This is a genomic window from Kocuria sp. (genome assembly GCF_030530945.1).
In the GTDB taxonomy this organism is placed as follows: domain Bacteria; phylum Actinomycetota; class Actinomycetes; order Actinomycetales; family Micrococcaceae; genus Kocuria.
In genome coordinates, this window is record NZ_JAUMTZ010000005.1 from 97,684 (window position 1) to 124,089 (window position 26,406).

Sequence of the window (26,406 nt, forward strand, 5' to 3'; positions counted from 1 at the left end):
GCGCCGCGCGGGGGGCCGTGGGCCCCGGGGGGGTGGGGGGGGGTGTCGGCCACCCGCCCCCCCCCCCGCGGGGGGCCGGGGCCCCCCCCCCCGCCCACCAGCACGGACAGCCACGCGGGGATGGCCTCCCGGGGAAACCCGGAACCTGCGGTGAGCAGGAGCACCATGAGGATCCACAGGGTGCGCCGGGTGTGCTGGATGCCGTGACCCAGGTGGATGGCCGCCGCTCCGGTGGCCTGGATCACCCCCGCCCGGAAGTTCACCCGACCAGGGGTCTCGTGCTGCAGCAGGTGGACCAGGGGAACCACCAGCGCGAACGCCAGCGCGAAGGCGATCAGCGGGGACGCCACCATGGGCAGCAGCACGTTCCACGACAGGTAGGGGCCCACCCCCAGCGCGCTGTCCAGGAGACCCACGGCGTGGGCGCCGGCCAGGGCGCCCACCACCGACCCGCCGATGGCCGCGGTGGAGGAGGAGGGCATGCGCCACCACCAGGTCAGCAGGTCCCAGCCGATGGCCGTGAGCAGGGCGCAGATCAGCGCCACACCGCCCACGGTGTCCAGGGGCACGGGGATCTCGAAGGTGATCATCCGGTTCAGCACGAGCCCCACGAGCAGGGCCCCCACCATGTTGAAGACCGCCCCGGTCCACAGCGCAACCCGGGGCGTGAGGGCGTTGAACCGCACGGGCAGGGCCACGGCGTTGGAGGCGTCGTGGAAGCCGTTGAGCACGGTGAACACGAGGGTCAGTGCGATGCCCGTGGCGGCCAGCAGTCCTGTCACGGTGGCTCAGTACTCCGTGACGAGGATCCGGCCCACCTCGGAGGAGACCTGACCCAGCGCCGCGGCGGCGTCGAAGAGCTGCTGGGCGGTGTCCATGCGGCGGATGGCCTGCGCGGGCTTGAAGTTCTCCAGCAGGTCCGCCCTGTAGACGCGCTGGGTGCGCTCGGCCTGACGGATGAGGCGCATCATCTCGAACCAGTAGTCGTCGAGCTCGTCCAGACTGGACAGCCGCCCCATGGCCTTGCCGGTCATCAGCGCCATGTGCTGGACCACGGCCAGCTGCTCGGCGGCGTGGGAGCTGGGGCGTTCCACACGATGCTGCCGGTGCAGCTCCGCGCACCCCACGAGGGCCTGCACCGCGCGCAGCAGCCAGTGGCCCAGGATGTAGAGGTCCTGGCGGGGAATGGGGACCACGTAAGAGGAACGGGTGGTGGTCATGAGGGAGAAGTAGAGGTTGGTGCAGCGGTCCTCGGTGTCCAGAAGCTCCGTGAAGGGCCGCTCCCACACCTTCTCCACGGTGCCGATGTGCTCGGAGAGCTGCTCCACCGCGGTGATCACGCACCGGGACATGTCCACGAGCAGTTCGGTGACTCGCTCGTCCTCGGGGAAGATGCGAAAGGCCATCCGTGGGTCCTCCGAGATCACGATCGGTCAAGTTCGGGCGTCATGCTACCCAATGCCGGTGAACCCGGATGATCCGTGACGGGGGCGGTGCCGGACCGGGAGCGCCTCTCGGCGGAAGGCCGCTCGTAGCGGCTAAATGATGGAGCCCGGGGCTGCCACGGCCCGACACCTGGCGTTCAGTCTACCGCCGGCCCCCGGCGCGGCTCCAACCGCGGGTGCGGCTCACTCCAGGTGGCCGCCGCGCCACGCCTCGGCGGCGGCGTCGAGCTCGTCCGCGGTGCGCAGCAGGCGGGGGATGCGCTCCCACGGCTCCCGGGTGCGCAGCCCCGGCACGTCGAGCGTCTGCTCCTGGCCCACGGCGACCACCCGGCAGAACGCCGCGAAACGTTCCAGGGCGACGTCGAACTCGCCCTGGAACGCGCCGGAGAGGATCGCGTCCGCGACGTCGCAGATCTCCTCCGCGCCGGGCGGGTCCGCGACGCCCGCGACCACGTGGGAGACCTGGGCGGCGTGGCGCCCGGCCGTGAACCAGCGGCCCATGCGGTGGGGATCCGTGCGGGCGGCGGCGCGCAGTGCGTAGAGGCGCCACAGCGCCCCAGGCAGGGAAACGGCGGGGGCCTGGGACCACATCTCGGCGATCCCCTCCAGCCCCTGCTCGTCCGTGAGCCGCACCAGCCGCTCCCGCACCCGCGGGTCCTGGGAGCGGCGCCCGCGGGAGACGAGCGCCTGTGCCGCCAGGTGCGCCGCCTCGGAGACCCGCGCGGGGTCCGTGCCGCCCTCGTGGGACTCGAACTTCTCCGGGGAGAACTTCACGGGTGAGTGGTGGGCGCGGCGTTCGGGCATGCGCCCGAGTGTACGCCCGGGCCCCGACGCCCCCGAGGATTCAGTCCGCGGTGTGCAGCTCCCCGGCCTGCTGGCGCCAGCGCTCCTCGATGCGCAGCATGGCCTGCTGGCTCACGGCCCGCCACCAGCGCAGTGCGAGGCGGGGGTCCTCCTCCTCGATCCGCTCGATGGCCTCGGGCGGCAGGCGCCGGGCGGTGACGTCCGTGAGGGCCGTGAAACTCACCAGGTAGCGCCAGTTGGTGCCCAGGGCGATCTCCCCGAAGCTCATCCCGGGCCCGATCACCTCGAGCTCCACGCGGTCCCCCTGCGGCGAGCGGCGCGAGACCTCCACGCTGCCGGAGGTCACCATGAACACGCCGTTGAACCTCTGCCCGGCGCGCAGCATGGTGGCGCCCGCGGACCACTGGACGTGCTCGGTGTGGGAGCGGATCAGGCGGATGTCCTCCTCGTCCAGGGAACTCAGCAGCTCGGACCGGGTGGAGTGGACCTTGTCCGGTGTGCACTCCGGGTCCCCGAACTGCTCCAGGATCCGCTCCTCCGCCCAGGCCAGGGCCTCCGCCCGGGTGGTGAACATGGTCATGGGATGCTCCACGCCCCGGGTGTGCTCGTTGCTCTTCTCCGCGATCAGCACCACGTGGTGGCCCGTTTTCTGCACCTGCTCCGCGGTCCGGGCCAGCATGGGGATCACGAACCGGGACATGTCGTCCACCTGGCGGATGTCCACCAGGACGTAGGTGGAGACGCGGGCCGCCTCCCGGATGGTGCGCACCGCGGTCTCCGCGCCGGCGAAGCGCAGGTCCCCCTGCAGCTCGATGACGCGGGCGTCCTGGCCGTGGTGCTCCAGGATCTCCGTGGCGGCCTCGTTGCGCCGCACCAGGGAGGGAGTCTCGGCGAGGGTGTACTCGGCGCGCACGGTGGAGTGGCCGTTGCGCTCGGTGCGGGCGAAGTGCAGGTCCAGGTCACGGGTGAGGCGCTCGCACGCCGCAACCCCGCGCACCGAGTTGCCGTGCCGGTCCAGGGGTGGGGAGAACACCGCCACCGCGAGCTGACCGGGAAGCACGGCCACCACGCCGCCGCTCACGCCGGACTTGGCGGGCAGGCCCACGCGCAGGGCCCAGCGCCCGGCGTCGTCGTACATGCCGCACGTGTTCATCACGGACAGGACGTCCGAGACCACCTCCGGCTCCAGGACCCGTTCGCCCGTCACCGGGTTGCGCCCGCCCGCGGCCAGTGTGGCGCCCATGCGGGCGAGGTCCACGCAGTCGATCATCACGGCGCACTGGCCGAAGTAGTCGTCCAGGGCTCCCGTGGGGTCCCCCTCGATGATCCCCCGGGACGTCAGCAGCCACCCCAGGGCGCGGTTGCGGTCCCCCGCGCGGCGCTCCTGGGCCTGGATGTTCTTGTTGATGCGCAGCCGGCGTCCGGCGCAGTTGGAGTACAGCCGCAGGATCCGTTCCATGCGGGTTCCGTGGGAGGTGTTGCGCACCAGGGAGGTGGCGGCGATCGCCCCGGCGTTGATCATGGGGTTGGAGGGGCGCCCGGTCTCGGGCTGCAGCGAGATCTCATTGAACGCGTCGCCGCTGGGCTCCACGTCGATCTTCTCGAACACCCCCTCCAGGCCCCGGTCCGTGAGCGCCTGCGCGTAGGTGAAGGCCTTGGAGATGGACTGGATGCAGAACTCCTGCCGGGTGTCCCCGGCCTGGTACAGCGCGCCGTCCACCGTGGCCACGGCGATGCCCATGGTCTTCGGGTCCGCGCCTGCGAGCTCCGGGATGGAGGCGTTGAGCTCGCCGCCGTCCACGCCGCGCAGATCCTCCACCACGCGGCGCAGGTACTCGGTGATGGGGGACGGCCCCAGCTTGGACATGGGAACGGTGCTCATCGGCGTCTCCTCGGGGATGGTGCGGACCCCGGGCACGGTGCGCCACGCGACCGTCCGCCCGGCGGGCTTCTCGACCTCCAGGGTCCCACACCGGCGCCACCCCGCCGCGGTCGGACAGGGGAACGGGGCCCAGGACGACGCCGCCCGCCCGGCTCCCAACGGCCGCTCCCTTCCCCGGGCGTCGGGGCCTCCGGGGGCCTCCTGAGCCCGGGGAACGGAGTGGAAATGCCCGGGGGCTGCGGTAGAGTGGCCGTGCTCGACCGCCGGGGTGCTCCCTGGGCGTGGAGGGCACGCGCCTTTAGCTCAGTTGGTAGAGCAGTGGACTTTTAATCCATGGGTCGTGGGTTCGAGCCCCACAGGGCGCACCGTGCATCCCGTCACCGGTTCCACCGGGGGCGGGATTCTTCGTGTCCGCAGGCCGGACCAGCCCCGGAGCTCCGGTGCCGCTCGCGGCGCCGTCAGTCCCGCCGGCCCACCCGGACCAGGCGGGAGAGCGCCCACCCCATCACCGGTTCGTAGGCCACGAGCACCGGGGCTGGCCCCTGGATGCGGACGTCCGCGCGCGAACCGCCGCCCGGGACGGGGGTGACGTGGTGCTCCAGCAGCAGCCGGACCGGTCCCAGACGAACGGCCCAGGCCCACTGCCGCTGGTCCTCGGCCACGTCCAGCACCCGGAAGCGCGCCCGCACCAGCCCCAGTGCCGTGACGGTGCCCTCGATCCCCGGCAGCAGCACCGAGGAGTCGGCGCGCACGCGCGTGAGGTGGGGAGCCCAGCGGGTCCACAGTGCGAGCTGGCGGTAGTGCCGCCACACGTCCTGCGGGGCGGCGGGCCCGGTGCGGCTCACGGTCATCTCCATGTGGCCAGTGTGCCCGCTCACCGGGGCCCGGTCCACGCCCGTGCACCGCCCGCAGAACGGGGGACCGGGTGTCCCCATTTTGCGTGACGGCCGGGAGGGCGGCGGGGGACACCGAGGGTGCGCGACCGCCCAGAAAACGGCTCTGACGTGGGCGAACATGCGAAGAGGTGGGCTTGTCCACAGAACGGCGATCGGTGCGCGCCGCGCTCGTGGGCGGTGGAAATCCAGGTGGGGCCGTGCCAGCATGAACACGTCGCCACACGGGATCACCGGTGCGGCGCTGCCATGACCGGGGGGAATACTGGCAGCGCGCACCACAGCCGATTCGAACGCCGTCCACGCCGGGGGGCGTGGTGTGTTCGGGTCATCCCGTGGGGCGCGTACACGGGGTTCGTGCCGGGGGGCGCGGGCTCCGAGCGGATCTCAATCCGCGCCGGATACCGGCGTGTGCGTCCGCTGTGCCGTGGGGGCCCGTTCGGGGGAACGGGCCCGGGTGCAGCGGACGCATCACGTTGGCCGGTCTTCTTCTTCTCTCCTCGCCCCGGTGCCGACGGTCCACACCGCCTGTGCGTGTCCGAGGGGCCTGGGACACTTCCGCCATGACCGATGCCGCGCACAGTGCCGACCCGTCCCTGCGATCCCGCGCCCTGGAGCACCTGCGGGAGCTCACGGGCAGTCCCACCGCGGACTTCCACCAGGGGCAGTTCGAGGCCGTCTCCGCCCTCGTGGCGGAGCACCGCCGCGCGCTGGTGGTCCAGCGCACCGGCTGGGGCAAGTCCGCCGTGTACTTCCTCTCCGCGCTGCTGATGCGCGCACAGGGCCACGGCCCCACGCTCATCATCTCCCCGCTGCTGGCGCTGATGCGTGATCAGGTGGCCGCCGCCCGGCGGGCCGGTGTGCGGGCCGCCGCCATCTCCTCCGCCAACCCCACCGAGTGGGCGGAGATCTCCGCAGCGCTGGACCGGGGTGAGCTGGACGTGCTGCTCGTCTCCCCGGAGCGGCTGAACAACCCGCGCTTCCGGGAGGAGCAGCTGCCGCGGCTGATGTCCGAGCTCGGTCTGCTGGTGGTGGACGAGGCCCACTGCATCTCGGACTGGGGCCACGACTTCCGCCCGGACTACCGCCGGATCAAGGACATGCTCGCGCAGCTTCCGGACTCGGTGGCCGTGCTGGCCACCACCGCCACCGCCAACGAGCGCGTGATCGAGGACGTCCGGGAGCAGCTGGGCGTGGGCTCCGGCTACCAGGGGGAGGTCTTCACCCTGCGCGGACCGCTGTCCCGCGGGTCCCTGCGCCTGGGCGTCCTGCGGCTGCCCTCCACCTCCGCGCGGCTCGCGTGGCTGCTGGGGCACCTGGAGCAGCTGCCCGGCAGCGGCATCATCTACGCCCTGACCATCGGCGCCGCCGAGGACACCGCCCGCGCCCTCACGGACGCCGGGCACAGGGTGGCCGCCTACACCGGGCGCACGGACGCGGCCGAGCGCGAGGAGCTGGAAACGGCGCTGAAGGAGAACCAGGTCAAGGCGCTCGTGGCCACCTCCGCGCTGGGGATGGGCTTCGACAAGCCGGACCTCGGTTTCGTGGTGCACCTGGGGGCGCCTTCCTCGCCCGTGGCCTACTACCAGCAGGTGGGCCGCGCCGGGCGCGCCACGGACAGCGCGGACGTGCTGCTGCTGCCCGGTTCCGAGGACCGCGAGATCTGGGAGTACTTCGCCACCGCGTCCATGCCCACGGAGGAGAAGGCCACCGCCGTGCTCACCGCGCTCGCGGAGCACGGCGGGCCGCTGTCCGTCGCGGCGCTGGAGCCCCGGGTCAACATCAAGCGCTCGCCCCTCGAGCTGCTCCTCAAGGTGCTCGCGGTGGACGGCGCCGTGGAGCGCGTGGGCGGCGGCTGGCAGGCCACGGGCCGCCCCTGGACCTACGACGCCGCCCGCTACGAGCGGGTGCGCACGGCCCGGGTGGACGAGCAGCAGGCCATGCTGGACTACGAGCGCACGGGCGAGTGCCGCATGCAGTTCCTCACCCGCCAGCTCGACGACCCCACGGCCGAGCCCTGCGGCCGGTGCGACGTCTGTGCGGGGCCCTGGTACCCCACGGGCGTGGACGCGCAGGCCGCGGACGCTGCGGACGCCGCCCTGCACCGCGCCGGTGTGGCCCTGGAGCCCCGAGCCCAGTGGCCCACGGGGATGGACCGGTTGGGGATCCGCGTGAAGGGCAAGATCCCGGAGGGTGAGCGCGTGGAGCGGGGCCGCGCCGTCGCCCGGCTCACGGACCTCGGGTGGGGGACCCGCCTGCGGGAGGTCTTCCGCACGGACGCGGACGGGCAGCCCGTGGACGCCCCCGTCACCGCGGACCTGGGCCGCGCCGCCCTGACCGTGCTCGCGCAGTGGGACTGGCAGCAGCGGCCCACGGCGGTGGTGGCCATGCCGTCGCAGTCGCGGCCCCAGCTGGTGGACGCCCTCGCGCGCGGCATCGCCGCCGCCGGGCACCTGCCCTTCTGGGGGCGGCTGGAACTGGATCCCGAGGTCCCCCGGGGCAGCCACGGCGGCAACAGCGCCTACCGGCTGGCCGAGGTGTGGGGCAGATTCGTGGTGCCGGCCGAGCTGGCGGAGCTCCTGGCCGGCACCCCGCAGGCCGTGGTGCTGCTCGTGGACGACCTCGTGGACAGCCGGTGGAGCCTCACCGTCGCGGGGCGCGAGCTGCGGGGTGCCGGCGCGGACGCGGTGCTGCCACTCGCGCTCGCCGCACAGGGGTGAGGCTGCCCACGGCCGCAGCGCCGGAGGAGCCGCGCGGTCCGGGGAGGCACGGCCGGAGCGCCACCGGGCGGCGTCGGCGGTGACCTATCGTGAAGGCATGGTCGAACCGATGCAGCAGCCGCTCGTGGACATCGTGATCCCGGTGCACTCCACCACCAGACCGCTCGCGCGCGCCGTGTCCTCGGCGCTGGACGCGAGCGAGGGGGCGGGACCCGGTCAGTGCAGGATCGTTGTGGCCGCCCACCACCTCAGTGGGGAACAGGTCCTCGCCATGCTCCCCGAGCACCTGCGCCCGGTGGTCTCCGTCCTGGTGGCCGAGGACCGCGGGGTCACCGCGGCCGTTCCCCGCAACGAGGCACTGCGCGCGAGCACCGCGCGCTACATCAGCTTCCTGGACAGCGACGACACCCTGGACCGCGGTGCGGTGACCCGGTGGCTCGGGATCGCCGAGCGGCGCGGGAGCGACCTGGTCATCCCGTTCCAGCACCACGAAGGGAGCCGGACGGACATCACGCCTCTCACAAGACCGGGGCGCTGCGCGCGCCTGGACGCGGTGAAGGACCGGCTGGGGTACCGCAGTTCGGCCTTCGGCCTGGTTCGGCTCGCGACGATCCGACGTCTCGGTGCGGACTTCGACGAGAAAGTTCGCACGGGCGAGGACCAGTCCTTCGTGATGGCCCTCTACACGGGGTGCTCACGCATTGACTGCGCGGCGGGGCTGCCCGGCTACCTGGTCCACGCGGATGCGGACGTGCGCGTGTCCGGGCAGCCTCTGCCGCTGCGGGACGAGGTGGCGGCCGCGCTGGACCTGGGTCAGCACCCGTGGTTCGCGGGGACCACTCCGGAACTGCGTGCCTCACACATCATCAAGTACATCCGCGTCAACTTCTTCCCCGCAGTCCACAACCTCGTGGCCGCCGGTGAGTGGAACGAGGGCCAGGCCTCGACCGCCCGGGCGGTCGCCGATGAGCTGCTGGCATCAGCGCCGCACGTGGCGGACCGGCTGTCGCGGGCGGACGCGCGGGTGCTCTCGCTTCTGGAACCGGCCACGAGCGCCGCGGACCTGCTGGATGCGCTCTCCGCACGACGCCGGTTCGCCACCCCGGCCGCTCTGCTCACCCCGCGTCTCCGCTGGGTTCTGGACCGGCAGAGCCCCCTGCGCGTGGCGGCCGCGAGCGCGGCGCAGACCGTGCGCTACAGAGTGGCGGTACGGGGCGGCGCCACCCGCTGAGCCCGTTTCAGTGCCAGGGCCTGCGATGGGGGATCACCCTGCCCCTCCCCGGCGCAGCGTCCACGGCTCCTGCCGGGGTCAGGAGCGTCCCAGTCTCCCGCGCAGTCCGGCCAGGTGGCGAGAGAGGTCCCGCCACGAGAGGAGGCACCACGAGGCCAGGAACACCACGGTTGCCGCAATCGTGGTGATGATCCCAGGATGCGTGGTGCTCCACCACAGGCCTGCCAGGATGAGGGCGTAGCCCGCCGCGACCCGCAGCATGAGTCCGGCCCAGGACATCCGGTCGTGGATCCACACGATCACCAGGGGGCCCAGCGAGCTGACCAGGCAGCCCACGAGGTACCCGATGGCCGCCGCCATGATTCCCAGGCGGGGGCCCCACCACACGATGGTGCAGACGCCCAGGAGCAGACCCACCGCGTTGCAGGCCGCGAGCGCTCGCACCCCCCAGCTCTCCCCGCCGTTGAGCCGCGAGTTGGAGGCGTTGAAGCTGGTGGCGGAGACCGCCAGGAACAGCACCACCAGCAGGGGCACCGCCTCGGTGAACTCCTCGGCCCGGGCGTTGTAGAGCAGGTGGATGAGGGGCTGGGCCCACAGGATTCCCACGCCGAAGACGGGCAGGAACACGAGGACCATGATGCGCAGGATCCCGTCGAGCTGCCGCTTCATCCCCTCGTGGTCCCCGGCGGTGAACATGCGCGCCACGGCGGGAGCGAGGGCCACGAGCATCGAGGAGGACAGCATGCTGGCGGGCGTGGCAATGCTCACCGCGGCGGAGTACTGCCCCACGGCCGCGCCCGTGTCGTAGTGCTTTCCGAGCATCACGGACAGCTGCAGCAGGCCCGAGGCGGTGAGGATGTTGACGGCGGCCCACGCCGTGAACGTGTTGATCTCGTGTTTGAGCGCGGGCGGCAGTGCTCCTCCGGAGACGCGGGGCCAGCCCGGGACGGCGTACAGCAGGTAGCCCAGACTCAGGGGAAGCAGCATCAGGGGGGTGGCGCCGCACAGCAGCACCGCGAGCAGGAGGGTGAGGGTCACACCGGAGCTGATGCAGTCCCACACGGCGGTGGTCACGAACTGGTTGTTGCCGGTGCGGACCCCACGCACGAAGTTGTACGCGGACAAGGCGATCACCAGCAGCCCCGCGGACAGTGCGTAGCTCAGTGGCAGGTGCAGAAAGCCGATGGCCGCCGCGACTCCCACCACGCAGAGCACGATGGTGGCCAGAGTGGCGGTGCGGGCCGTGTAGACCGCCACGGACAGCTGCTCCTCCCTGTGACCCTGACCGCGGGCCATGGCGATGAACTTGGAGGCGGCGTTGCCAGCGGCCTGAGGCCACAGCAGCACCAGGAAGAGGGCCAGCGAGATGGCCAGGTTGACCTGCCCCAGGATCTCCCGCCCCAGGATGTTGCCGATCAGAAGGCTGTAGCCGAAGCGGGAGAGTCCCTGCACGAACACCGCGACCACGGTGAGCGCGAAGGAGGACCCGATGGGGTTGTCCCTGTTCTCGTGGTTGGGCGGGGGGAACAGGATGCCCCGCCATTTCCGTGCGGATGAACCGGGGGCGGGGGAAGAAGTCACCCTGTGGAGTGTATCGACCGTGCGCCTCTCACCGGACCCGCTCGGCCACGGCGCGGTAGAGCCGGGTGAACTGCGCGCCGATCACGGCTCGGGAGAAGCGGGACCGCACGGTGGTGGCAATGGCGGCAGGATCGGCGTCCTGGAAACGCGCCCACGCTGTCTCCACGGCGTCCGCGAGGGCAGGGACCTCCCAGCTGTCGGTCAGCACCGAGTTGGCGTCGGTGCAGTAGTCGTCGAACCCGCCGCTGAGGGGGACGGCGGCGGGTCGGCCCGCTGCTATCGCCTCAGCCACGGCGGTGAAGAAGTTCTCCTGGGCGCTGGGAAGGAAGAAGACGTGCGCGGCCGCGAGCCTGTCGGCGACCTGAGCAGGCGGGATGGGCCCGGTGAGATCGACCCGGTCGGCGATGCCGAGCGTGCGAGCCGTGGTGCGCAGGGTGTCCATGAGGGGCCCGTTGCCGATCAGGGTGTAGTGGACGTCCACGCCGCGGCGAACGAGTTCCGCGACGGTCTCCAGTGCCAGCACCGGTCGCTTGCGCTCGATGAGAGCGCCCACGCCCACGAGCCGCACGGGAGGTGCGGGGGGGAAGGGCGCTGCGGGGCGGGGGTTCTCCACGACGCAGGGGATCACGTGCGTGGCACCGGGGCGGGAGAAACGGGCCATCTCACGGCACAGCTCGTCGGTCACGCCGGTGACGGCATGAGGCAGCCGCAGTGCGTGACGCATCCATGCGAGTCGCTCCCACAGGGGACCCACGCTCGCCGGGTTGACAACCCCGTTCCAGTGCTCGGTGTGCACCCACGGCCGACGTCGGAGCAGCCACGGGGCCGCCGCGAACAGCACGGCTGAGAAGGCCATGGTGTGCAGCACCTGGGCTCGTCGCAGGCCTGCGCCGATGACCCGCGCCACCCGCGCATAGCTGCGCGGGTCGGTGACGTTCAGACGCAAGCGGGTCACGGGAACCCCCTCGTACACCTCCTGCACGGTGGGGCCGCCCACGCGCCCGATGATCACGTGGACCACCGCTACCTCGTGACCTGCTTCCTGCAGGGACCAGCAGTGCTCCAGGACGAACGGGGTCCGACTGGGGGTCTGCGAGTCGGGGAACCATGCGGTGACTACGAGGGATCGCACGGGATGACGGCCTTCCGTGTGGGAGCAGGGGATGAGGTCCATGAGTACCACGTCCGGGTGTCCTGGCGCTGGATCCTGGGCGCGACGCGGTTCCCCGCCGCCCGCAGCATGTCACATCCGCCCGGGTCCTGGAGTCCGTGCCCCGGCCCATCACTTTGACCGCCGCCACACCCGGCGGATAGGCTTGTCAGCGTTGTTCTGCTCCTACCCTGCCCTTGCGGGTCTCGTAGTTGCATGACACACGGAGACGTGCCAGAGCGGCCGAATGGACTTCACTGCTAATGAAGGGCTCGGTTTAACCCCGGGCCGGGGGTTCAAATCCCCCCGTCTCCGCCAGAGCAGAAGACGAACGACGCCGCCCGGGTGACCCGGGCGGCGTCGTTCGTCTTTCTGCCGCGTGCGTCACAATCCGGTGGCTTGCGCTCCGGGCCGTTTCGCAGTGATTTGCATAGATACACTCCGGAGCGGCACGAGGCCCACCCGCCGCCGATCCCGGTGCGCGGCCCCCGGGGCCCGGCCGGAACGGGAGAGATCCGCATGCGCACCACACGGACATGGATCACGGCGGGGCTGTCGCTCGCGCTCATCACCGCAGCGGGACCGGCGGTGGCCGCGCCGCCGGGTGCGGCGTCGTCGGAGCAGTCCGCGCAGGCGCGGCCGGAGACCGAGGGCGGCGTGGCGTCCCTGGGCCGCGGCAGCACGGGACAGGGAAAGGTGCTGCCGGAGACGGACCGGATCGTCGTGAAGTTCAAGCAGAACGTGCCTGCAACGCAGAAGGAGGCGGTCCTGGAGGAGGCGGATGACTCCACGGACCTCCAGGACCCGGACATCGTGCGGACCACCGGCACCGGCGAGGACGTGGTGGAGTCTGCGGAGATGCTGAGTCCCGCCGAGCAGAAGGATGCCGTGGCGGCCATCGAGGCGGACCCGGCCGTGGAGTCCGCGGAACCGGACCAGATCGTGGTCAACGCACTGGCGGCCACCCCGGCCAAGGCCCCCAACGACACCAACTGGAACTACCAGTGGGGCCCGCGCAACATCGGGGTGCCGAGCGCGTGGAGCCAGGCCACGGGCCAGGGGATCGTGATCGGCATCGCTGACACGGGCCAGACCAACCATCCGGACCTCAACGCCAAGACCGTCCCGGGCTACGACTTCCTTTCGGACACCTACCACTCCCGGGACGGCAACGGGCGTGACTCCAACCCGCAGGACCAGGGGGACTGGAGCCCCGGCAGACCGTCCTGGTGGCACGGGTCCCACGTGGCGGGGATCGCCGCGGCGCAGACCAACAACCGAGCGGGCATCGCGGGGATGGCACCGGATGCCAAGATCCAGCACGCCCGCGTTCTCGGCGCGGATGGACGTGGCTACATCTCGGACATCGCGGACGGGGTCATGTGGTCCGCGGGGATCTCGATCCCGGGCGTGCCCGTGAACAAGAACCCCGCCAAGGTGGTCAACCTCTCCGAGGCGTGGGACGCGGGTTCCTGCCCCGCGGTGATGCAGAAGGCCGTCGACCGCATGCACGCGATCAACGTGCCCCTGGTGGTTGCGGCGGGCAACTCCGCCATGAGCGCGAACCTGGCCTCGCCCGCGAACTGCCCGGGCGCCATCGTGGTGGGTGCCACCACCTCCCAGAACCAGCTCACGGGGTACACCAACTGGGGCCCCATGGTGGACGTGGTGGCACCCGGCGGGGACAACTCCGCGCCCATCTGGTCCACGGTGAACACGGGGACCTACTCGATCGGCAGGCCCTCCTACGGCGACCTCAGCGGGACGTCCATGGCGGCTCCCCACGTGGCCGGGACCATCGCGCTCATGAAGGAGCGGAACCCGGATCTGGGGGTGGAGGCCATCCGCACCACCCTGCGCAGCACGGGAACCGCCCTGAGCGGGTACCGCAAGGTGAACGCCGCCGCGGCCGCGCGAGCGGTTCCGCGGGCCAAGCCCACGGTACGCGGAGCGATCGCCACCTACTACAACGCCCACGGTGGTGCGGCGAGCATCGGGGCGCCCACCACCGGCGAGCAGAGCACCGGCGTGGGTGGCGTGGTGCAGACCTTCGTGAAGAGCGGCAGAACCACCAGGATCTACTGGTCCAGCGCCACGGGGGCGCACCGCGTGGAGACGTGGAAGGGCATCGGTGCGCGGTACGTGCAGCTCGGTGGCCCCGCCGCGTTCGGTCTGCCGAGCAGGGACGAGCAGCCCACGGCCACGGGTGGCGCGTACCAGAACTTCGTGCAGCTGGGCACGAACCGGACCACCAAGATCATCTGGAGCTCGGCCACCGGTGCGCAGCCCGTGGTGGAGACCTCCGCGATCGGCAAGCGGTGGGCGAAGGACGGCTTCGAGGCGGGCGTGGGATACCCCACGTCCTCCGAGGTGCAGACCGCCGGCGGCGCCTACCAGCGCTTCCGCCACCCGGGCACCGGCAAGCTCACCCAGTACGCGTGGACGCGCGCCACGGGCAAGGTGGTGCGCACCGAGGTGCAGTGAGCACGACGACGCCGCGGGGCCCGTTTCCCCGCCCGCCGCGACCTCGGCCGGGGCCTGATGCACGGGCTGGCGCCGCGGGCCCGGGCCACCGGCGCCGCGCCGGTTTCCGCAGCGGCCCCTGGATATCCTGGGGGACATGGGAATTCAGCAGCGCGTGGTGGTGGTGGGGGCCGGTCCCCGGGGTCTGTCGGCGGTCGAGCGGCTCGTGGCCCGCTCCGCGCACACGGGGGCGCCGGTGCACATCGACCTGGTGGACCCCTTCCCCCCGGGCCCGGGACACGTGTGGCGAACGGACCAGTCCGAGCTGTTCCTCATGAACACGCCCTCCCTGTTCCCCACGGTGATTGCGGGTGAGGGCGTGCTGGACGTTCCCTCCCTGGAGCCCCTGCGGGGGATGAGCTTCGACGCCTGGCGCCGCGGCGTCGTCGCCGGTGAGGTGGTGCTCGCGGACCCGCTGAGCGACGCACAGCGGCGGGCACTCTCGGAGCTGAGTCCGCAGGGCTACCCGCCCCGGGCGCTCTACGGCCGGTACCTGGCATGGGTCTTCGACGTGCTGCGGCAAAACCTCCCGGACACGGTGTCGCTCACCGTCCACCGTGCCGAGGCCGTGGACGCCTGGACCGGGGCCTCCGGCAGGCACCGCTACGCCGTGGAGCTCTCGGGCGGCCTCACGCTGCCCGCGGACGCCGTGGTGCTCGCCCTGGGCCACCTGGACGCCCACCTGCGCCCCTCGCAGAAGGACCTCGTGGACGGCGCCGCCGAGCAGGGCCTCACCTACTGGCCGCCCGTGGTGCCCGCGGACGCACCCTGGCCCGAGGTGCCCGCCGGGGAGAACGTGCTGGTGCGCGGGATGGGACTGAACTTCTGCGACGCCCTCGCCCAGCTCACGGAGGGCCGCGGCGGTGCGTTCGAGCAGGACCCCCACCACCCCGAACGGCTGGTGTACCACCCCTCGGGGCGCGAGCCCCACATTGTGGCGGGCTCCCGCCGCGGAACCCCCTACCGCGCCAAGGCAGTGCTGCGGGGGTACTACGCCGAGAGCCTGGACACCCGCTTCTTCACCGTGGAGGCGGTGCGGGTGCTCGCGGACGGACTGGACCGTGAGCTGTCCTTCGAGCGGGACCTGCTGCCGCTCATCCGCAGGGACGCCCTGTGGAACTACTACCGGGTGCTCGCCCGCACGGACCCGCAGGCGCTGACCGTGGACCCGCAGGTCTTCCTCTCGGACCTGGACAGGATCCTGACCGACCCGGACCCCCGGGCCTGGGACCGCCAAACCGCGGCGCTGATCTCAGAGGCCGTGGTCCCGGGGCGGGACCTGCAGCCCGCGCGCCTGGCCCGGCCCTTCGAGGACATGAGCTTCGGGAGCCACGACGAGTACGCGGCCGCGGTGGTCCACCACCTGGACAGGGACGTGCACGGCTCCCTGCTCGGCGAGGACGACCCCGTCAAGATGACCATCGCCTCCCTCAACGCGGCCCGCACGGTGCTGAAGTGGGTGCTCGCGGAGATCGGGATCTCCGACTCGTCCTGGGTGCACGAGCTGCGCCGGGACTTCGAGCCGTTCGTGGAGGGCCTCGCCTCCGGCCCGCCCGTGCTGCGCATCCAGCAGCTCGCGGCGCTGACCCGCGCGGGCGTGGTGCGCTTCCTGGGTCCCGAGCCCCGCTTCGCCGTGGACCGCTCGCAGGGCACGTTCGTGGCGGCCTCCCCGTGGGTCGAGGCCGCTCCGGTCCGGGCACGGTGGCTCATCGAGGCCATGTCCCCGCCGAACGACGTCCACCGCAACGTCTCGCCCCTGCTGAGCCACATGCACGAGCGGGGCCTGGTGCGTGCCCGCCTCATGGAGACCAGGGACGGTGCGAGCCCCGAGACCAGCCCCGGCCTGGACGTGCGCGCCCAGCGGGGACACGGGCACGACGGCGACGCCGCGGCGTCGTTCGTCTACCGCGCGGTGGGGGAGCGGGACCAGGCCGAGCCGGGGATCTACGTGCTGGGTCTGCAGCTGTGCTCGGTGCAGTGGGGTGTGGCCATCGCCGCGGAAGCCGGGGCGCCCGCCCACCTGGGGGCCCGCACCCTGGGGGACGCGGACCAGATCGCACGGGAGGTCCTGGGGGAGCGGCGCCCGGCGGAGCCCGCGCCGGGCCGCCGGGTCCGCTCGGCCCGTGCGGAGCCCGTCACAGGCCCATGATCACGCCCACGAGCGCGGCGTTGAGCATGTTGGTGAGGAACCCTGCCAGCAGGGCGAAGAGACCCATCTGGGCCACGTCCCCGCGCCGGTCCGGTGCCAGGCCGCCGATCGAGCCGATCTGGATGGCGATCGAGGAGAGGTTCGCGAAGCCGGCCAGTGCGAACGTGGTGATCAGCACCGACTGGGGGTCCAGGTGGGGGATCTCGGGACCGAACGCGGTGTAGCCCACGAACTCGTTGAGGATGGTCTTCTGGCCGATGAAGTTGCCCACCTGGGCGGCGTCCTGCCACGGCACACCGATGGCCCACGCCAGCGGCGCGAAGATGATCCCGAACAGTCCCTCCAGGGACCAGCCCTGGAAGCCGAACAGGGACCCGAACCATCCCAGCACCGCGGAGACCAGGGCGATCAGGGCGATGAACGCGATCAGCAGGCAGCCCACGATCACGGCGATCCGGCCGCCGCTGAGGGCACCCGTGCCGATCGCGTCGATGAGGTTCTTGGACTCGGTGTCCCGCACCTTCAGCGCGTTCACGGAGGCCACGGACTTCTCGGTCTCGGGCATGAGCGCCTTGGCCACGAGCAGGGATCCGGGGGCGTTCATCACGGAGGCCGCCAACAAATAGGGCAGCGGGGCGCCCAGCAGGGAGTAGCCCACCAGGGTGGACCCGGCCACGGCCGCGAAGCCGCCGGTCATGCACGCGAAAAGCTCCGAGCGGGTGAGCTTGCTGATGTAGGGCTTGATCATCGGGGGGGCCTCGCTCTGGCCCAGGAAGATCACGGTGGAGGCGAAGACGGACTCGATCTTGGAGGTGCCCATGACCTTGTTGAGCGCGGTGCCCAGCACGTGCACGAACACCTGGATGACCCGCAGGTAGTACAGGGCGCCGATGAGCGCGCCCAGGAAGATGATCACGGGCAGCACGCTCAGCGCGAAGACGAACCCGTTGTTCTCGTTGAGCAGGCCCCCGAAGACGAACTTGGTGCCCTCCCCCGTGAACCCGATGAGCCCCTGGACCAGCCCGGAGAACCACTTCAGGGCCTCGAAGCCCGGACCCCACTTGAGGATCAGCAGGGCCACCCCCACCTGCAGGGCCAGCCCCACGGCCAGGGTGCGCCAGCGGATGGCCCGGCGGTGGCGCGAGAGCAGAACGATGGTGCCCAGGATGAGGACGACCCCCACCAGGCCCTGGAAACGGTCCACGGTGACCCCAGCTTTCGATTCCCGGTGCCCGGCAGAGGGCCGGGCACGAACACGTGTCAAGACTATAGGGGACGGAATTTCCGTTCCGGCCCCTAGGATTGCCGGTGAGCCGTGGCGCGGGCGCAGGCCCCTCACCGCACGGCGCCGCAGCTACCCGAGGGAGTGAGCACAGTGGTCGAAGCGTTCGACGCCGTGGACGTGATCCGCATGAAGAGGGACCGCGAGACGCTGTCCCCGGAGGCCATCGACTGGGTGGTGGACGCCTACACCCGGGGTGTGGTGGCGGACGAGCAGATGTCCGCGCTGGCCATGGCCATCTTCCTCAACGGGATGGACCGCGCGGAGATCTCCCGCTGGACGCAGGCCATGATCGACTCCGGCGAGCGCATGAACTTCGGGGCCCTCTCCCGCCCCACCGCGGACAAGCACTCCACCGGTGGCGTGGGGGACAAGATCACCCTGCCCCTGGCTCCGCTCGTGGCGTGCTTCGGGGTGGCCGTTCCTCAGCTGTCGGGCCGCGGTCTGGGACACACCGGGGGGACGCTGGACAAGATGGAGGCCATCCCCGGCTGGCGGGCGGAGCTGTCGAACGAGCGGATGATGGAGGTCCTGGACACCGTGGGCGCCGTGATCTGCGCGGCCGGCAGCGGCCTGGCCCCGGCGGACAAGAAGCTCTACGCGCTGCGGGACACCACCTCCACCGTGGAGTGCATCCCCCTGATCGCCTCCTCGATCATGTCCAAGAAGATCGCGGAGGGCACCGGCGCCCTGGTGCTGGACGTGAAGACCGGCCCGGGCGCGTTCATGAAGTCCGAGGCGGACGCCCGTGAGCTCGCGCGCACCATGGTGGACCTCGGCCGGGACCACGGCGTGGACACCGTCGCCCTGCTCACGGACATGTCCCGCCCGCTGGGGCGCACCGTGGGCAACGCCCTGGAGGTGCGCGAGTCGGTGGAGGTGCTCGCGGGAGGCGGCCCGGGCGACGTCGTGCGGCTGACCGTGGCGCTCGCGCAGGAGATGCTTGCCGCCGCGGGTGTGCACGACGCGGACGTGGAGGCGGCGCTGCAGGACGGGCGCGCCATGGACACGTGGAAGAGGATGGTGGCCGCCCAGGGCGGGGACCCCGAGGCCCCGCTGCCCTCGGCCGCGCACACGCAGGACGTGCTCGCGGAGACGGAGGGCGTGCTCACGGAGCTGGACGCGATGTCCGTGGGGGTGGCGTCCTGGCGCCTCGGCGCGGGCCGCGCCCGCCAGGGGGACCCCGTCCAGGCCGGTGCCGGCGTGGAGATCCACGCCGTGCCCGGGGAGCGCGTGACCCGCGGTCAGAAGCTCTTCACCCTGCACACGGACACCCCCGAGCGCTTCGACCGTGCGCTGGAGTCCCTCGCCGGTGGCGCCACGATCGACCCGGACGCCGCGGACGGCACCGGTGCCCGCGAGGACGTGGTTCTGGACCGCATCGCCTGAGCACCGCCGTCGCACCCCGCGACGGCGCCGGCCCACGCCGTCACATCCCGCCCCGCCACCGGCCCGTGCCGTGGCACCCCCGAACCCCGAGGAGAACCCCATGACCACCCGCTCAGAACTTGCCGCCATGGTGGACCACACCCTGCTCAAGCCCGAGGCCACCGCGGAGCAGGTCGCGGACCTCGCCCGAGAGGCGTCGCAGCTGGGCACGTACTCCATCTGCGTCTCGCCCTCCCTGCTGGACGTGGAGTTGCCCGAAGGGGTCAAACTGGCCACCGTGTGCGGCTTCCCGTCCGGCGCCCACCCGTCCGAGGTCAAGGCCGTGGAGGCCGCGGACTCCGTGGCCCGCGGTGCGGACGAGGTGGACATGGTCGTCAACCTGGGTCTGGCCGCTGCCGGGGACTGGGACGGTGTGCGGGAGGACATCGAGTCCGTGCGCGCGGCCTGCCCCGCCCCCACCGTGCTCAAGGTGATCATCGAGTCCGCGGCACTGGATCGCGAGCAGATCGTGGCCGCCTGCCGCGCCGCGGAGGCCGCCGGGGCGGACTTCGTGAAGACCTCCACCGGCTTCCACCCCGCGGGCGGCGCGAGCGTGGACGCGGTGCGGCTCATGGCCGAGACCGTGGGGGACCGTCTGGGCGTGAAGGCCTCCGGCGGCATCCGCACCACCGAGGCGGCCCTGGCGATGGTCGAGGCCGGGGCCACCCGCCTCGGGCTCTCGGGCACGCGCGCCGTCCTGGAGGGGCTGAGCTCCTGATGAGCGAGCAGCTGTTCACCGCAGCACGGCGGTGGATCGAGCACGACCCCGATCCCGCCACCCGTGAGGAGCTCACCACCCTGCTGGCCGCCGCGCGCGGCGGTGATGCCGCAGCGCTCGGGGAGCTCGGGTCCCGCTTCAGCGGACCCCTCGTGTTCGGCACCGCCGGGCTGCGCGCCGCGGTGGGGGCGGGCGAGTCCCGCATGAACCGCGCCGTCGTGATCCGCGCGAGCGCCGGGCTGGCCGCGTTCCTCGTGGACCGGGTGGGCTCCGAGCCGCTCGTGGTGGTGGGCTGCGACGCCCGCCACGGCTCCGAGGACTTCGCCGCGGACGCCGCCGCGGTGTTCGCCGCGGCCGGCTGCCGGGCCGTGCGGCTGCCCGCGCAGCTGCCCACCCCGCTCGTGGCCTACGCCGTGCGAGCCCTCGGCGCGGACGCCGGCGTGATGGTCACAGCCTCCCACAACCCGCCCGCGGACAACGGCTACAAGGTCTACCTCGGCGGCCGCGCGGTCTCCGGGGACGACGAGCGCGGCGTCCAGATCGTGCCGCCGGACGACGCCCGGATCGCCGAGCGCATCGCCGCGGCACCCCCCGCGGACGAGGTGCCGCGCTCGCCGTCCGCGGTGGGCGACGTCGACGCCGCCCTGGTCACCGACTACGTGCGCCGCGCCGCGTCCCTGCGGGCCCCCGGGACCACCTGGCAGGACGCGTCGATCGCCCTCACACCCATGCACGGTGTGGGACTCGGCACGGCGCTGCGGGTCCTGGATGAGGCCGGGTTCTCCCGGGTGGCCGTGGTGGCCGAGCAGGCGGAGCCGGATCCGGACTTCCCCACCGTGGCCTTCCCCAACCCCGAGGAGCCGGGGGCCGTTGACCTGCTCCTGGCGCTGGCCGCGCGCGAGGACGCGGACGTGGCGATCGCCCTGGACCCGGACGCGGACCGCTGCGCCGTGGCCATCCCCACGGGGGACGGCACGGGGGATCCTGCCGTGGACTGGCGGCGCCTCAGCGGCGACGAGCTCGGTGCCCTGCTGGGCGAGGACGCCGCCGCGGACCCGGACCGGGCAGGGGACACCCTCGCGTGCTCGATCGTCTCCGGGCGGCTGCTCGGGCGGATCGCAGCGCACCACGGGCTCTCGTTCCGGCAGACCCTCACCGGCTTCAAGTGGATCGCCCGCACTCCCGGACTGCGCTTCGGGTACGAGGAGGCCATCGGCTACTGCACGGACCCCGCCGCAGTGCGTGACAAGGACGGCATCTCTACCGCGGTCCGTGTGGCCTCCCTCGTGGCGTCGCTCAAGGCCCGCGGTCACACCGTGCAGGACGAGCTGGACCGGCTCGCGCGCGTGCACGGGCTCTACGCCACGGCGCCGCTGACGTTCAGGGTGGCGGACCTGTCGCTGATAGGCCGCGGCATGCAGCGCCTGCGGGAGAACCCGCCGCGGCAGCTCGCGGGCTCACCGGTCGCGGAGTTCGTGGACCTCTCCGAGGGCGGGCCCGAGATGCTCCCCACCGAGGGCGTCCTGCTGCGCACCGAGGCGGACGACCGTGTGATCGTGCGTCCCTCCGGCACGGAGCCCAAGCTCAAGTGCTACCTGGAGGTCGTGCTGCCCGTGCTCGACGACGCCGAGGTCCCGCGCGCCGAGGCCGCCGAGCGGCTCGAGCGGATCAGCGCGGAGCTGCGGGAGGTCGTGGGACTCTGAGCCCAGCTCCACGGTGCAGTGGGGCAGACCGGCCCCGTGAAAGAGCCCCCGTCGCCTGACGTTCCAGGCAACGGGGGCTCTTTCCTCTGCGGAAGGTAAGGGATTTGAACCCTTGGCACGGGGTTACCGCGCACTGGTTTTCAAGACCAGCTCCTTAGGCCGCTCGGACAACCTTCCTCTGCTCGCCTCGGGATCCGCCCGGCACGAACGACTCGCCATTATTCCACGCCCCGCGCGCGGCGTGCCACTGCGCACCCGGGCACGACGCCGCCGTCCCCGCGTGCCGCGCACCCGCCACTCCGGTGATCGGGGCCCGCCCGACCCTGCGGGACAACCCCTCCTGGTTGCGATCAGGCTCCGTGTGTCCCATGGTGGCTGGCCCACCCACGCGTCCCACGGATGCCGAAGGGCTCCCCGACCGGGAGGCGCGGGTGTCCGCGGAGCGGGAACAGCGGCGTCGTCCGCTGGCACTGCCGCGGCACCCGGCGGGAGGATGGGGCCACCAGTCGACGAGTGGAAGGAAAATCCCATGCGCGCAGTGCGTGACCTGGAATCCGGCGGACCGGAGGTCCTGAGGGTGAGTGACGTCCCGGAGCCGGAGCTCACGGCGGACGGGGTGCTGATCGCCGTGACCGCAGCGGGCCTGAACCGGGCGGACGTCCTGCAGCGGGAGGGCAACTACCCGGTGCCCCCGGGCGCCACGGACGTCTTCGGGCTGGAGGTCTCTGGAACGGTGCTGGAGCTGGGGAAGGACGTCCCGGAGGATGCCGGGCTGGCCGTGGGCGATCCCGTGGTGGCCCTGCTGGACTCCGGGGGGTACACCGAGCGCGTGGTGGCCCCGTGGCGGCAGGTGCTTCCGCTGCCCGAGGGTGTGGACCCGGTGGCGGCGGCGGGGCTGCCGGAGGTGGCGGCGACCGTGTTCTCCAACGTGTTCATGGCGGCCGCGGCACGCGAGGGGGAGACCCTGCTCGTGCACGGTGGCGCCGGGGGCATCGGAACGCACGCCATCCAGGTGGCCGTGGCGCTGGGTCTCACGGTGGTCGCCACGGTGGGCAGTGACGAGAAGGCCCGCGTGGTGCGCGAGCTGGGGGCCACCGCCGTCAACTACCGGAGCGAGGACTTCGTGGGGCGCGTCCACGAGCTCACGGGCGGGCGGGGAGCAGACGTGATCCTGGACGTGGTGGGGGCCAGGTACCTGGACCCCAACCTGCGGGCCGTGGCCACCAACGGGCGGATCGTGATCATCGGCATGCAGGGCGGCGCCACGGGGGAGCTGAACGTGGGGCGGCTGCTGCAGAAGCGGGCCGCCGTGATCGGCACGACCCTCCGGGCCCGCTCCGCGGACGAGAAGGCCACCATCATGGCCGCGGTGCGCGAGTACGTGTGGCCCCTGCTGGTCTCGGGGCAGGTGCGGCCGCTGGTCTCCCGCGCGTTCCCCCTGGACCGGGTGCGGGAGGCGCACGAGTACTTCGACGGCGGCTCCCACGTGGGGAAGGTGCTGCTGACCGTGTGACCGGCGCCGTGCCGGGCAGTGCCGGACCGGCCGGGCCCAGGTCCGGCCGGGTCCCGCTCCGTGGTGCGCCGTAGGGCTCGCGCGTCCGCTGTGCGTGTGAGAGCGCTCGCATAGGGTTATGGGTGCAATCACACGCGCCTCGGGGCGCGTCGGCACGAGCCTCGGAGCCTTCCCCATGAGCACCACGCACCACCCGCCGGCGGACGCACCCGGTCCCACCGACCGGAACCGGCGGAACCTTCCGCCCAACCACGTGGACCCGGAGGTCCTGGACCGGGAGCAGACCCGGTGGACCCCGTGGCGGATCGCCCTGTGGGCGGGCATCGCCCTGCTGGGCGGCGTGGCGTGGGTGATGATCGCCTTCGCACGCGGCGAGTCGGTGAACGCCGTCTGGTTCGTGTTCGCCGCGGTGTGCAGCTACTTCATCGCCTACCGGTTCTACGCCAAGTTCGTCGAGCTGAAGCTGACCCGCCCGGACGACCGGCGGGCCACCCCGGCCGAGTACCGCGCCAACGGCAAGGACTACGTGCCCACGGACCGGCGGGTCCTCTACGGCCACCACTTCGCGGCCATCGCGGGTGCCGGTCCGCTGGTGGGCCCCGTGCTGGCGGCGCAGATGGGCTACCTGCCCGGGACCATCTGGATCATCGTGGGTGTGATCCTGGCCGGTGCGGTGCAGGACTACCTGGTGCTGTTCTTCTCCATGCGCCGTGGCGGCCGGTCCCTGGGACAGATGGCCCGTGAGGAGCTGGGTGTGGTGGGCGGCTACGCCGCGATCGTGGCCACCCTGACCATCATGGTGATCATCGTGGCCATCCTCGCGCTGGTGGTGGTCAACTCGCTCGGCGAGTCGCCGTGGGGTGTGTTCTCGGTGGGGATGACCATCCCCATCGCCCTGTTCATGGGTGTGTACCTGCGCTACCTGCGCCCGGGCAAGGTCATGGAGGTCTCGGTCATCGGCTTCGTGCTGCTCATGGCCGCCATCGTGGGCGGCGGCTGGGTGGCGGACACCGAGCTCGGCGTCCAGCTGTTCACCCTGGACCGCGTGACGCTCGCGTGGTGCGTGATCGGCTACGGCTTCGTGGCCGCCGTGCTGCCCGTGTGGCTGCTGCTCTCCCCCCGGGACTACCTCTCCACGTTCATGAAGGTGGGCACCATCGTGCTGCTCGCCGCCGCGATCGTGGTGGTGCGCCCGGAGATCACCGTTCCCGCGGTCAGCGAGTTCGCGGGCCGCACGGACGGCCCCGCGTTCACCGGCTCCCTGTTCCCGTTCCTCTTCGTGACCATCGCATGCGGCGCGCTCTCCGGCTTCCACGCGCTGATCGCCTCGGGCACCACTCCCAAGATGATCGAGAAGGAGCGTCAGGCGCGGTTCATCGGCTACGGCGGCATGCTCATGGAGTCCTTCGTGGCCATCATGGCGCTCGTGGCGGCCGTCTCGATCGACCGCGGCATCTACTTCGCAATGAACGCATCCCCCGCGGCCACCATGGGAACCGTGGAGGGCGCGGCCGCGTTCGTGAACTCCCTGGGCCTCTCCGGGGTGCACGTGACCCCCGAGCTGCTGCAGGGCACCGCGGCCGCCGTGGGGGAGGAGAGCATCGTCTCCCGCACCGGCGGGGCGCCCACCCTGGCGGTGGGGCTCTCGCACATCATGGGCCAGTGGTTCGGCGGCCCCGCCATGACGAGCTTCTGGTACCACTTCGCCATCATGTTCGAGGCCCTGTTCATCCTCACCGCCGTGGACGCCGGCACCCGCGTGGCCCGGTTCATGCTCACGGACACACTGGGCAACTTCTTCCCGCGCTTCCGGGATGCCAACTGGCGCGCCGGCGCGTGGCTGACCACCGCCGTGATGGTGGCCGGGTGGGGAGCCATCCTCATCCTGGGCGTCACGGACCCGCTGGGCGGGATCAACACGTTCTACCCGCTGTTCGGCATCGCCAACCAGCTCCTGGCCGCCATCGGTCTCGCCGTGTGCCTGGCGATCGCCGCGAACCTGGGCCGGTTCCGGTACCTGTGGATCATCCTGCTCCCACTCGCGTTCGACGTGGCCGTCACGGTCACCGGCTCCTGGCAGAAGATCTTCTCCTCGAACCCCAAGGTGGGGTACTGGGCCAGTCACAATGCGTTCAAGGACGCCCTGGCGCAGGGGAGGACGAGCTTCGGCACCGCCAAGACACCGGAGGCCATGGAGGCCGTGGTGCGCAACACCTTCGTCCAGGGCACGCTGTCCGTGCTGTTCGTGGTGCTCACCGTGGTGGTGGTGGTCATGGCCCTCGTGGAGACAGTCAGGGTGCTGCGGGGCGGGCAGCGGCGCAGCCACGAGGACCCCGTTGTGGAGTCCCGGTTCTACGCGCCCTCCGGTCTCGTGGCCACGCCCTCGGAGAAGGCGCTCGCCGAGCAGTGGGCTCAGCTGCCGCTCGAGCAGCGCACCCCCACGGGCGGGGGGCACCACTGATGGCCGCGGCCACCGGGGCGGGCACGGCGCCGTCGTTCGGGGCGCGGCTCGCAGGGTGGGGTTGTCGCGTGCTGCGCTTCGGCAACGGCGTGCTGGGCGCGGACAGGTACGACCGCTACCTCGAGTACCACCGGGCCTGCGGGAACCACGAGGCGCCCATGACGGAGCGGGAGTTCTGGTGTGACTACCAGGACTGGCAGGACGCCCACCCGGAGGGGCGGTGCTGCTGAGGCGATACCATGGACCGCTGCGCAGGGCAGCGGAACGGAAGGGGTGCACCGGTGGGTTTCCTCGGTGAGTACAGGGCCACGCGCCGGGACGAGCGCGAGCTGGGCGAGGGCGTCTGGCGCCGTGCCCACGACCGCTTCAAGCGCGGCCTGGACCGGTACCACCAGATCCTCGAGTCCGTTCGGGCCCCCGAGCTGCGGGCCGCCGCCGTCCCCGTGGCCAACGAGCTCGCGGACCTGCTGCCGCGCGTCCGCGCCGTGTGCATGGAGGCGCACCTGCGCGCGCCGTCGCAGAACCAGGACATCCCGCACTCCACCGCCGGCTACCTCTCGGACGTCCACCGGCAGCTCTCCCGCGCGGGCAACGCCATGGCGCAGGCGGCGGAAGCGCTCACCATGGCACGTTTCGCGGTCTCCGGGAGCGCCGCCGCACCCTTTGCGTGCCCCGCGGACGACGCCGCAGGGTCACGCTCCGCAGACCCCTCACCCACCCGCCGGGAGACGAGTGACGCTCCTGCGGCAGATCGGCCCGGCGCGGTGTCCGGGCACCCGGAGTCCCCGTCCGCGGGGACGCACTCGATCCGTCGTCGCCGAGCGGTGGTCGAGGAGTACGTGGCCGCCGCAGAGGCCCTGATGACCGCCCACGCCCCGCGCCGCGGGTGAGCGGCCGGGCGGTGGTGGGCGCGACCCGGGACG

General features: G+C 72.1%; 19 protein-coding genes and 3 tRNA genes. 13 read left to right on the forward strand and 9 right to left on the reverse strand.

Annotated features, from left to right (window positions below):
- The 4 genes from Q4A22_RS06795 to glsA form a co-directional block, all read right to left on the reverse strand.
- Positions 1-782, reverse strand: a 782-nt coding sequence (locus Q4A22_RS06795; protein ID WP_303178005.1) for an inorganic phosphate transporter, incomplete at its 3' end; no start/stop codon positions are given.
- A gap of 6 nt (positions 783-788) precedes the next feature.
- Positions 789-1,406: a hypothetical protein gene (locus tag Q4A22_RS06800; protein WP_303178007.1), complete on the reverse strand. Its 618-nt coding sequence runs from the start codon at positions 1,404-1,406 to the stop codon at positions 789-791.
- Positions 1,407-1,628: 222 nt separating this feature from the next.
- Positions 1,629-2,249 (reverse strand): hypothetical protein, encoded by a 621-nt coding sequence (locus tag Q4A22_RS06805; RefSeq protein ID WP_303178009.1) that lies wholly within the window; start codon positions 2,247-2,249, stop codon positions 1,629-1,631.
- A gap of 40 nt (positions 2,250-2,289) precedes the next feature.
- Positions 2,290-4,131: a glutaminase A gene (gene glsA, locus Q4A22_RS06810; protein WP_303178011.1), complete on the reverse strand. Its 1,842-nt coding sequence runs from the start codon at positions 4,129-4,131 to the stop codon at positions 2,290-2,292.
- 292 nt (positions 4,132-4,423) lie between these two features.
- On the opposite strand from glsA, the gene Q4A22_RS06815 reads away from it, so the two are divergent.
- A tRNA-Lys gene (locus Q4A22_RS06815) sits at positions 4,424-4,496 on the forward strand.
- Between the two features lie 93 nt (positions 4,497-4,589).
- Here the strand turns inward: Q4A22_RS06815 and Q4A22_RS06820 are convergent.
- Positions 4,590-4,988 carry an SRPBCC family protein gene (locus Q4A22_RS06820; protein WP_303178013.1) on the reverse strand — a complete coding sequence of 133 codons (399 nt, stop codon included), beginning with the start codon at positions 4,986-4,988 and terminating at the stop codon, positions 4,590-4,592.
- Between the two features lie 599 nt (positions 4,989-5,587).
- Here Q4A22_RS06820 and Q4A22_RS06825 point away from each other — a divergent pair.
- The gene (locus tag Q4A22_RS06825; protein WP_303178015.1) at positions 5,588-7,744 is read left to right on the forward strand and encodes a RecQ family ATP-dependent DNA helicase; all 2,157 of its coding nucleotides are present in this window, start codon (positions 5,588-5,590) and stop codon (positions 7,742-7,744) included.
- Positions 7,745-7,841: 97 nt separating this feature from the next.
- Positions 7,842-8,975, forward strand: a complete 1,134-nt coding sequence (locus Q4A22_RS06830) for a glycosyltransferase (RefSeq protein ID WP_303178017.1) — start codon at positions 7,842-7,844, stop codon at positions 8,973-8,975.
- Between the two features lie 78 nt (positions 8,976-9,053).
- On the opposite strand, the gene Q4A22_RS06835 is transcribed toward Q4A22_RS06830, so the two are convergent.
- The gene (locus tag Q4A22_RS06835; protein ID WP_303178019.1) at positions 9,054-10,556 is read right to left on the reverse strand and encodes a lipopolysaccharide biosynthesis protein; all 1,503 of its coding nucleotides are present in this window, start codon (positions 10,554-10,556) and stop codon (positions 9,054-9,056) included.
- A 28-nt stretch (positions 10,557-10,584) separates the two neighbouring features.
- Positions 10,585-11,688, reverse strand: a complete 1,104-nt coding sequence (locus tag Q4A22_RS06840) for a glycosyltransferase (RefSeq protein ID WP_303178020.1) — start codon at positions 11,686-11,688, stop codon at positions 10,585-10,587.
- Between the two features lie 243 nt (positions 11,689-11,931).
- On the opposite strand from Q4A22_RS06840, the gene Q4A22_RS06845 reads away from it, so the two are divergent.
- The 3 genes from Q4A22_RS06845 (at position 11,932) to Q4A22_RS06855 (ending at position 16,378) form a co-directional block, all read left to right on the forward strand.
- Positions 11,932-12,024: transfer RNA gene (locus Q4A22_RS06845), tRNA-Ser, on the forward strand.
- A 201-nt stretch (positions 12,025-12,225) separates the two neighbouring features.
- Positions 12,226-14,190, forward strand: coding sequence for a S8 family serine peptidase (locus tag Q4A22_RS06850; RefSeq protein ID WP_303178021.1), 1,965 nt, complete (start codon positions 12,226-12,228; stop codon positions 14,188-14,190).
- A gap of 136 nt (positions 14,191-14,326) precedes the next feature.
- Positions 14,327-16,378 (forward strand): FAD/NAD(P)-binding protein, encoded by a 2,052-nt coding sequence (locus Q4A22_RS06855; protein WP_303178022.1) that lies wholly within the window; start codon positions 14,327-14,329, stop codon positions 16,376-16,378.
- Here Q4A22_RS06855 and Q4A22_RS06860 read toward each other — a convergent pair.
- Positions 16,365-17,582, reverse strand: coding sequence for a NupC/NupG family nucleoside CNT transporter (locus Q4A22_RS06860; RefSeq protein ID WP_303178023.1), 1,218 nt, complete (start codon positions 17,580-17,582; stop codon positions 16,365-16,367). The two genes, Q4A22_RS06855 and Q4A22_RS06860, sit on opposite strands and share 14 nt — an antisense overlap.
- A 171-nt stretch (positions 17,583-17,753) precedes the next feature.
- On the opposite strand from Q4A22_RS06860, the gene Q4A22_RS06865 reads away from it, so the two are divergent.
- From Q4A22_RS06865 to Q4A22_RS06875, 3 genes are all read left to right on the forward strand, one after another.
- On the forward strand, positions 17,754-19,049 hold the full coding sequence (locus tag Q4A22_RS06865) for a thymidine phosphorylase (protein ID WP_303178069.1): 1,296 nt from the start codon (positions 17,754-17,756) through the stop codon (positions 19,047-19,049).
- 100 nt (positions 19,050-19,149) lie between these two features.
- Complete coding sequence (gene deoC, locus Q4A22_RS06870) at positions 19,150-19,806, forward strand: deoxyribose-phosphate aldolase (protein ID WP_303178025.1); 657 nt, start codon at positions 19,150-19,152, stop codon at positions 19,804-19,806.
- On the forward strand, positions 19,806-21,509 hold the full coding sequence (locus Q4A22_RS06875) for a phospho-sugar mutase (protein WP_303178026.1): 1,704 nt from the start codon (positions 19,806-19,808) through the stop codon (positions 21,507-21,509). Before deoC ends, Q4A22_RS06875 begins: the two co-directional genes overlap by 1 nt.
- An 89-nt stretch (positions 21,510-21,598) precedes the next feature.
- Here Q4A22_RS06875 and Q4A22_RS06880 read toward each other — a convergent pair.
- Positions 21,599-21,686: transfer RNA gene (locus tag Q4A22_RS06880), tRNA-Ser, on the reverse strand.
- A 352-nt stretch (positions 21,687-22,038) separates the two neighbouring features.
- On the opposite strand from Q4A22_RS06880, the gene Q4A22_RS06885 reads away from it, so the two are divergent.
- The 4 genes from Q4A22_RS06885 (at position 22,039) to Q4A22_RS06900 (ending at position 26,373) form a co-directional block, all read left to right on the forward strand.
- On the forward strand, positions 22,039-23,022 hold the full coding sequence (locus Q4A22_RS06885; RefSeq protein WP_303178027.1) for an NAD(P)H-quinone oxidoreductase: 984 nt from the start codon (positions 22,039-22,041) through the stop codon (positions 23,020-23,022).
- Positions 23,023-23,197: 175 nt separating this feature from the next.
- Complete coding sequence (locus Q4A22_RS06890; protein ID WP_303178028.1) at positions 23,198-25,483, forward strand: carbon starvation CstA family protein; 2,286 nt, start codon at positions 23,198-23,200, stop codon at positions 25,481-25,483.
- Positions 25,483-25,713 carry a YbdD/YjiX family protein gene (locus tag Q4A22_RS06895; protein WP_303178030.1) on the forward strand — a complete coding sequence of 77 codons (231 nt, stop codon included), beginning with the start codon at positions 25,483-25,485 and terminating at the stop codon, positions 25,711-25,713. Before Q4A22_RS06890 ends, Q4A22_RS06895 begins: the two co-directional genes overlap by 1 nt.
- Before the next feature lie 51 nt (positions 25,714-25,764).
- Entirely contained in the window at positions 25,765-26,373 is a 609-nt protein-coding gene (locus Q4A22_RS06900; RefSeq protein WP_303178031.1) for a hypothetical protein, read from the forward strand.
- Positions 26,374-26,406: the final 33 nt, after the last annotated feature.

What these genes read in the sequence shown, in the direction of transcription:
- deoC (WP_303178025.1), top strand. Translation starts at nt 19,150, where the DNA reads ATGACCACCCGCTCAGAACTTGCCGCCATGGTGGACCACACCCTGCTC.
- Q4A22_RS06830 (WP_303178017.1), top strand. Translation starts at nt 7,842, where the DNA reads ATGGTCGAACCGATGCAGCAGCCGCTCGTGGACATCGTGATCCCGGTG.
- Q4A22_RS06875 (WP_303178026.1), top strand. Translation starts at nt 19,806, where the DNA reads ATGAGCGAGCAGCTGTTCACCGCAGCACGGCGGTGGATCGAGCACGAC.
- Q4A22_RS06820 (WP_303178013.1), bottom strand. Translation starts at nt 4,988, where the DNA reads ATGGAGATGACCGTGAGCCGCACCGGGCCCGCCGCCCCGCAGGACGTG.
- Q4A22_RS06895 (WP_303178030.1), top strand. Translation starts at nt 25,483, where the DNA reads ATGGCCGCGGCCACCGGGGCGGGCACGGCGCCGTCGTTCGGGGCGCGG.
- Q4A22_RS06825 (WP_303178015.1), top strand. Translation starts at nt 5,588, where the DNA reads ATGACCGATGCCGCGCACAGTGCCGACCCGTCCCTGCGATCCCGCGCC.
- Q4A22_RS06800 (WP_303178007.1), bottom strand. Translation starts at nt 1,406, where the DNA reads ATGGCCTTTCGCATCTTCCCCGAGGACGAGCGAGTCACCGAACTGCTC.
- Q4A22_RS06890 (WP_303178028.1), top strand. Translation starts at nt 23,198, where the DNA reads ATGAGCACCACGCACCACCCGCCGGCGGACGCACCCGGTCCCACCGAC.
- Q4A22_RS06885 (WP_303178027.1), top strand. Translation starts at nt 22,039, where the DNA reads ATGCGCGCAGTGCGTGACCTGGAATCCGGCGGACCGGAGGTCCTGAGG.
- Q4A22_RS06850 (WP_303178021.1), top strand. Translation starts at nt 12,226, where the DNA reads ATGCGCACCACACGGACATGGATCACGGCGGGGCTGTCGCTCGCGCTC.
- Q4A22_RS06805 (WP_303178009.1), bottom strand. Translation starts at nt 2,249, where the DNA reads ATGCCCGAACGCCGCGCCCACCACTCACCCGTGAAGTTCTCCCCGGAG.
- glsA (WP_303178011.1), bottom strand. Translation starts at nt 4,131, where the DNA reads ATGAGCACCGTTCCCATGTCCAAGCTGGGGCCGTCCCCCATCACCGAG.
- Q4A22_RS06855 (WP_303178022.1), top strand. Translation starts at nt 14,327, where the DNA reads ATGGGAATTCAGCAGCGCGTGGTGGTGGTGGGGGCCGGTCCCCGGGGT.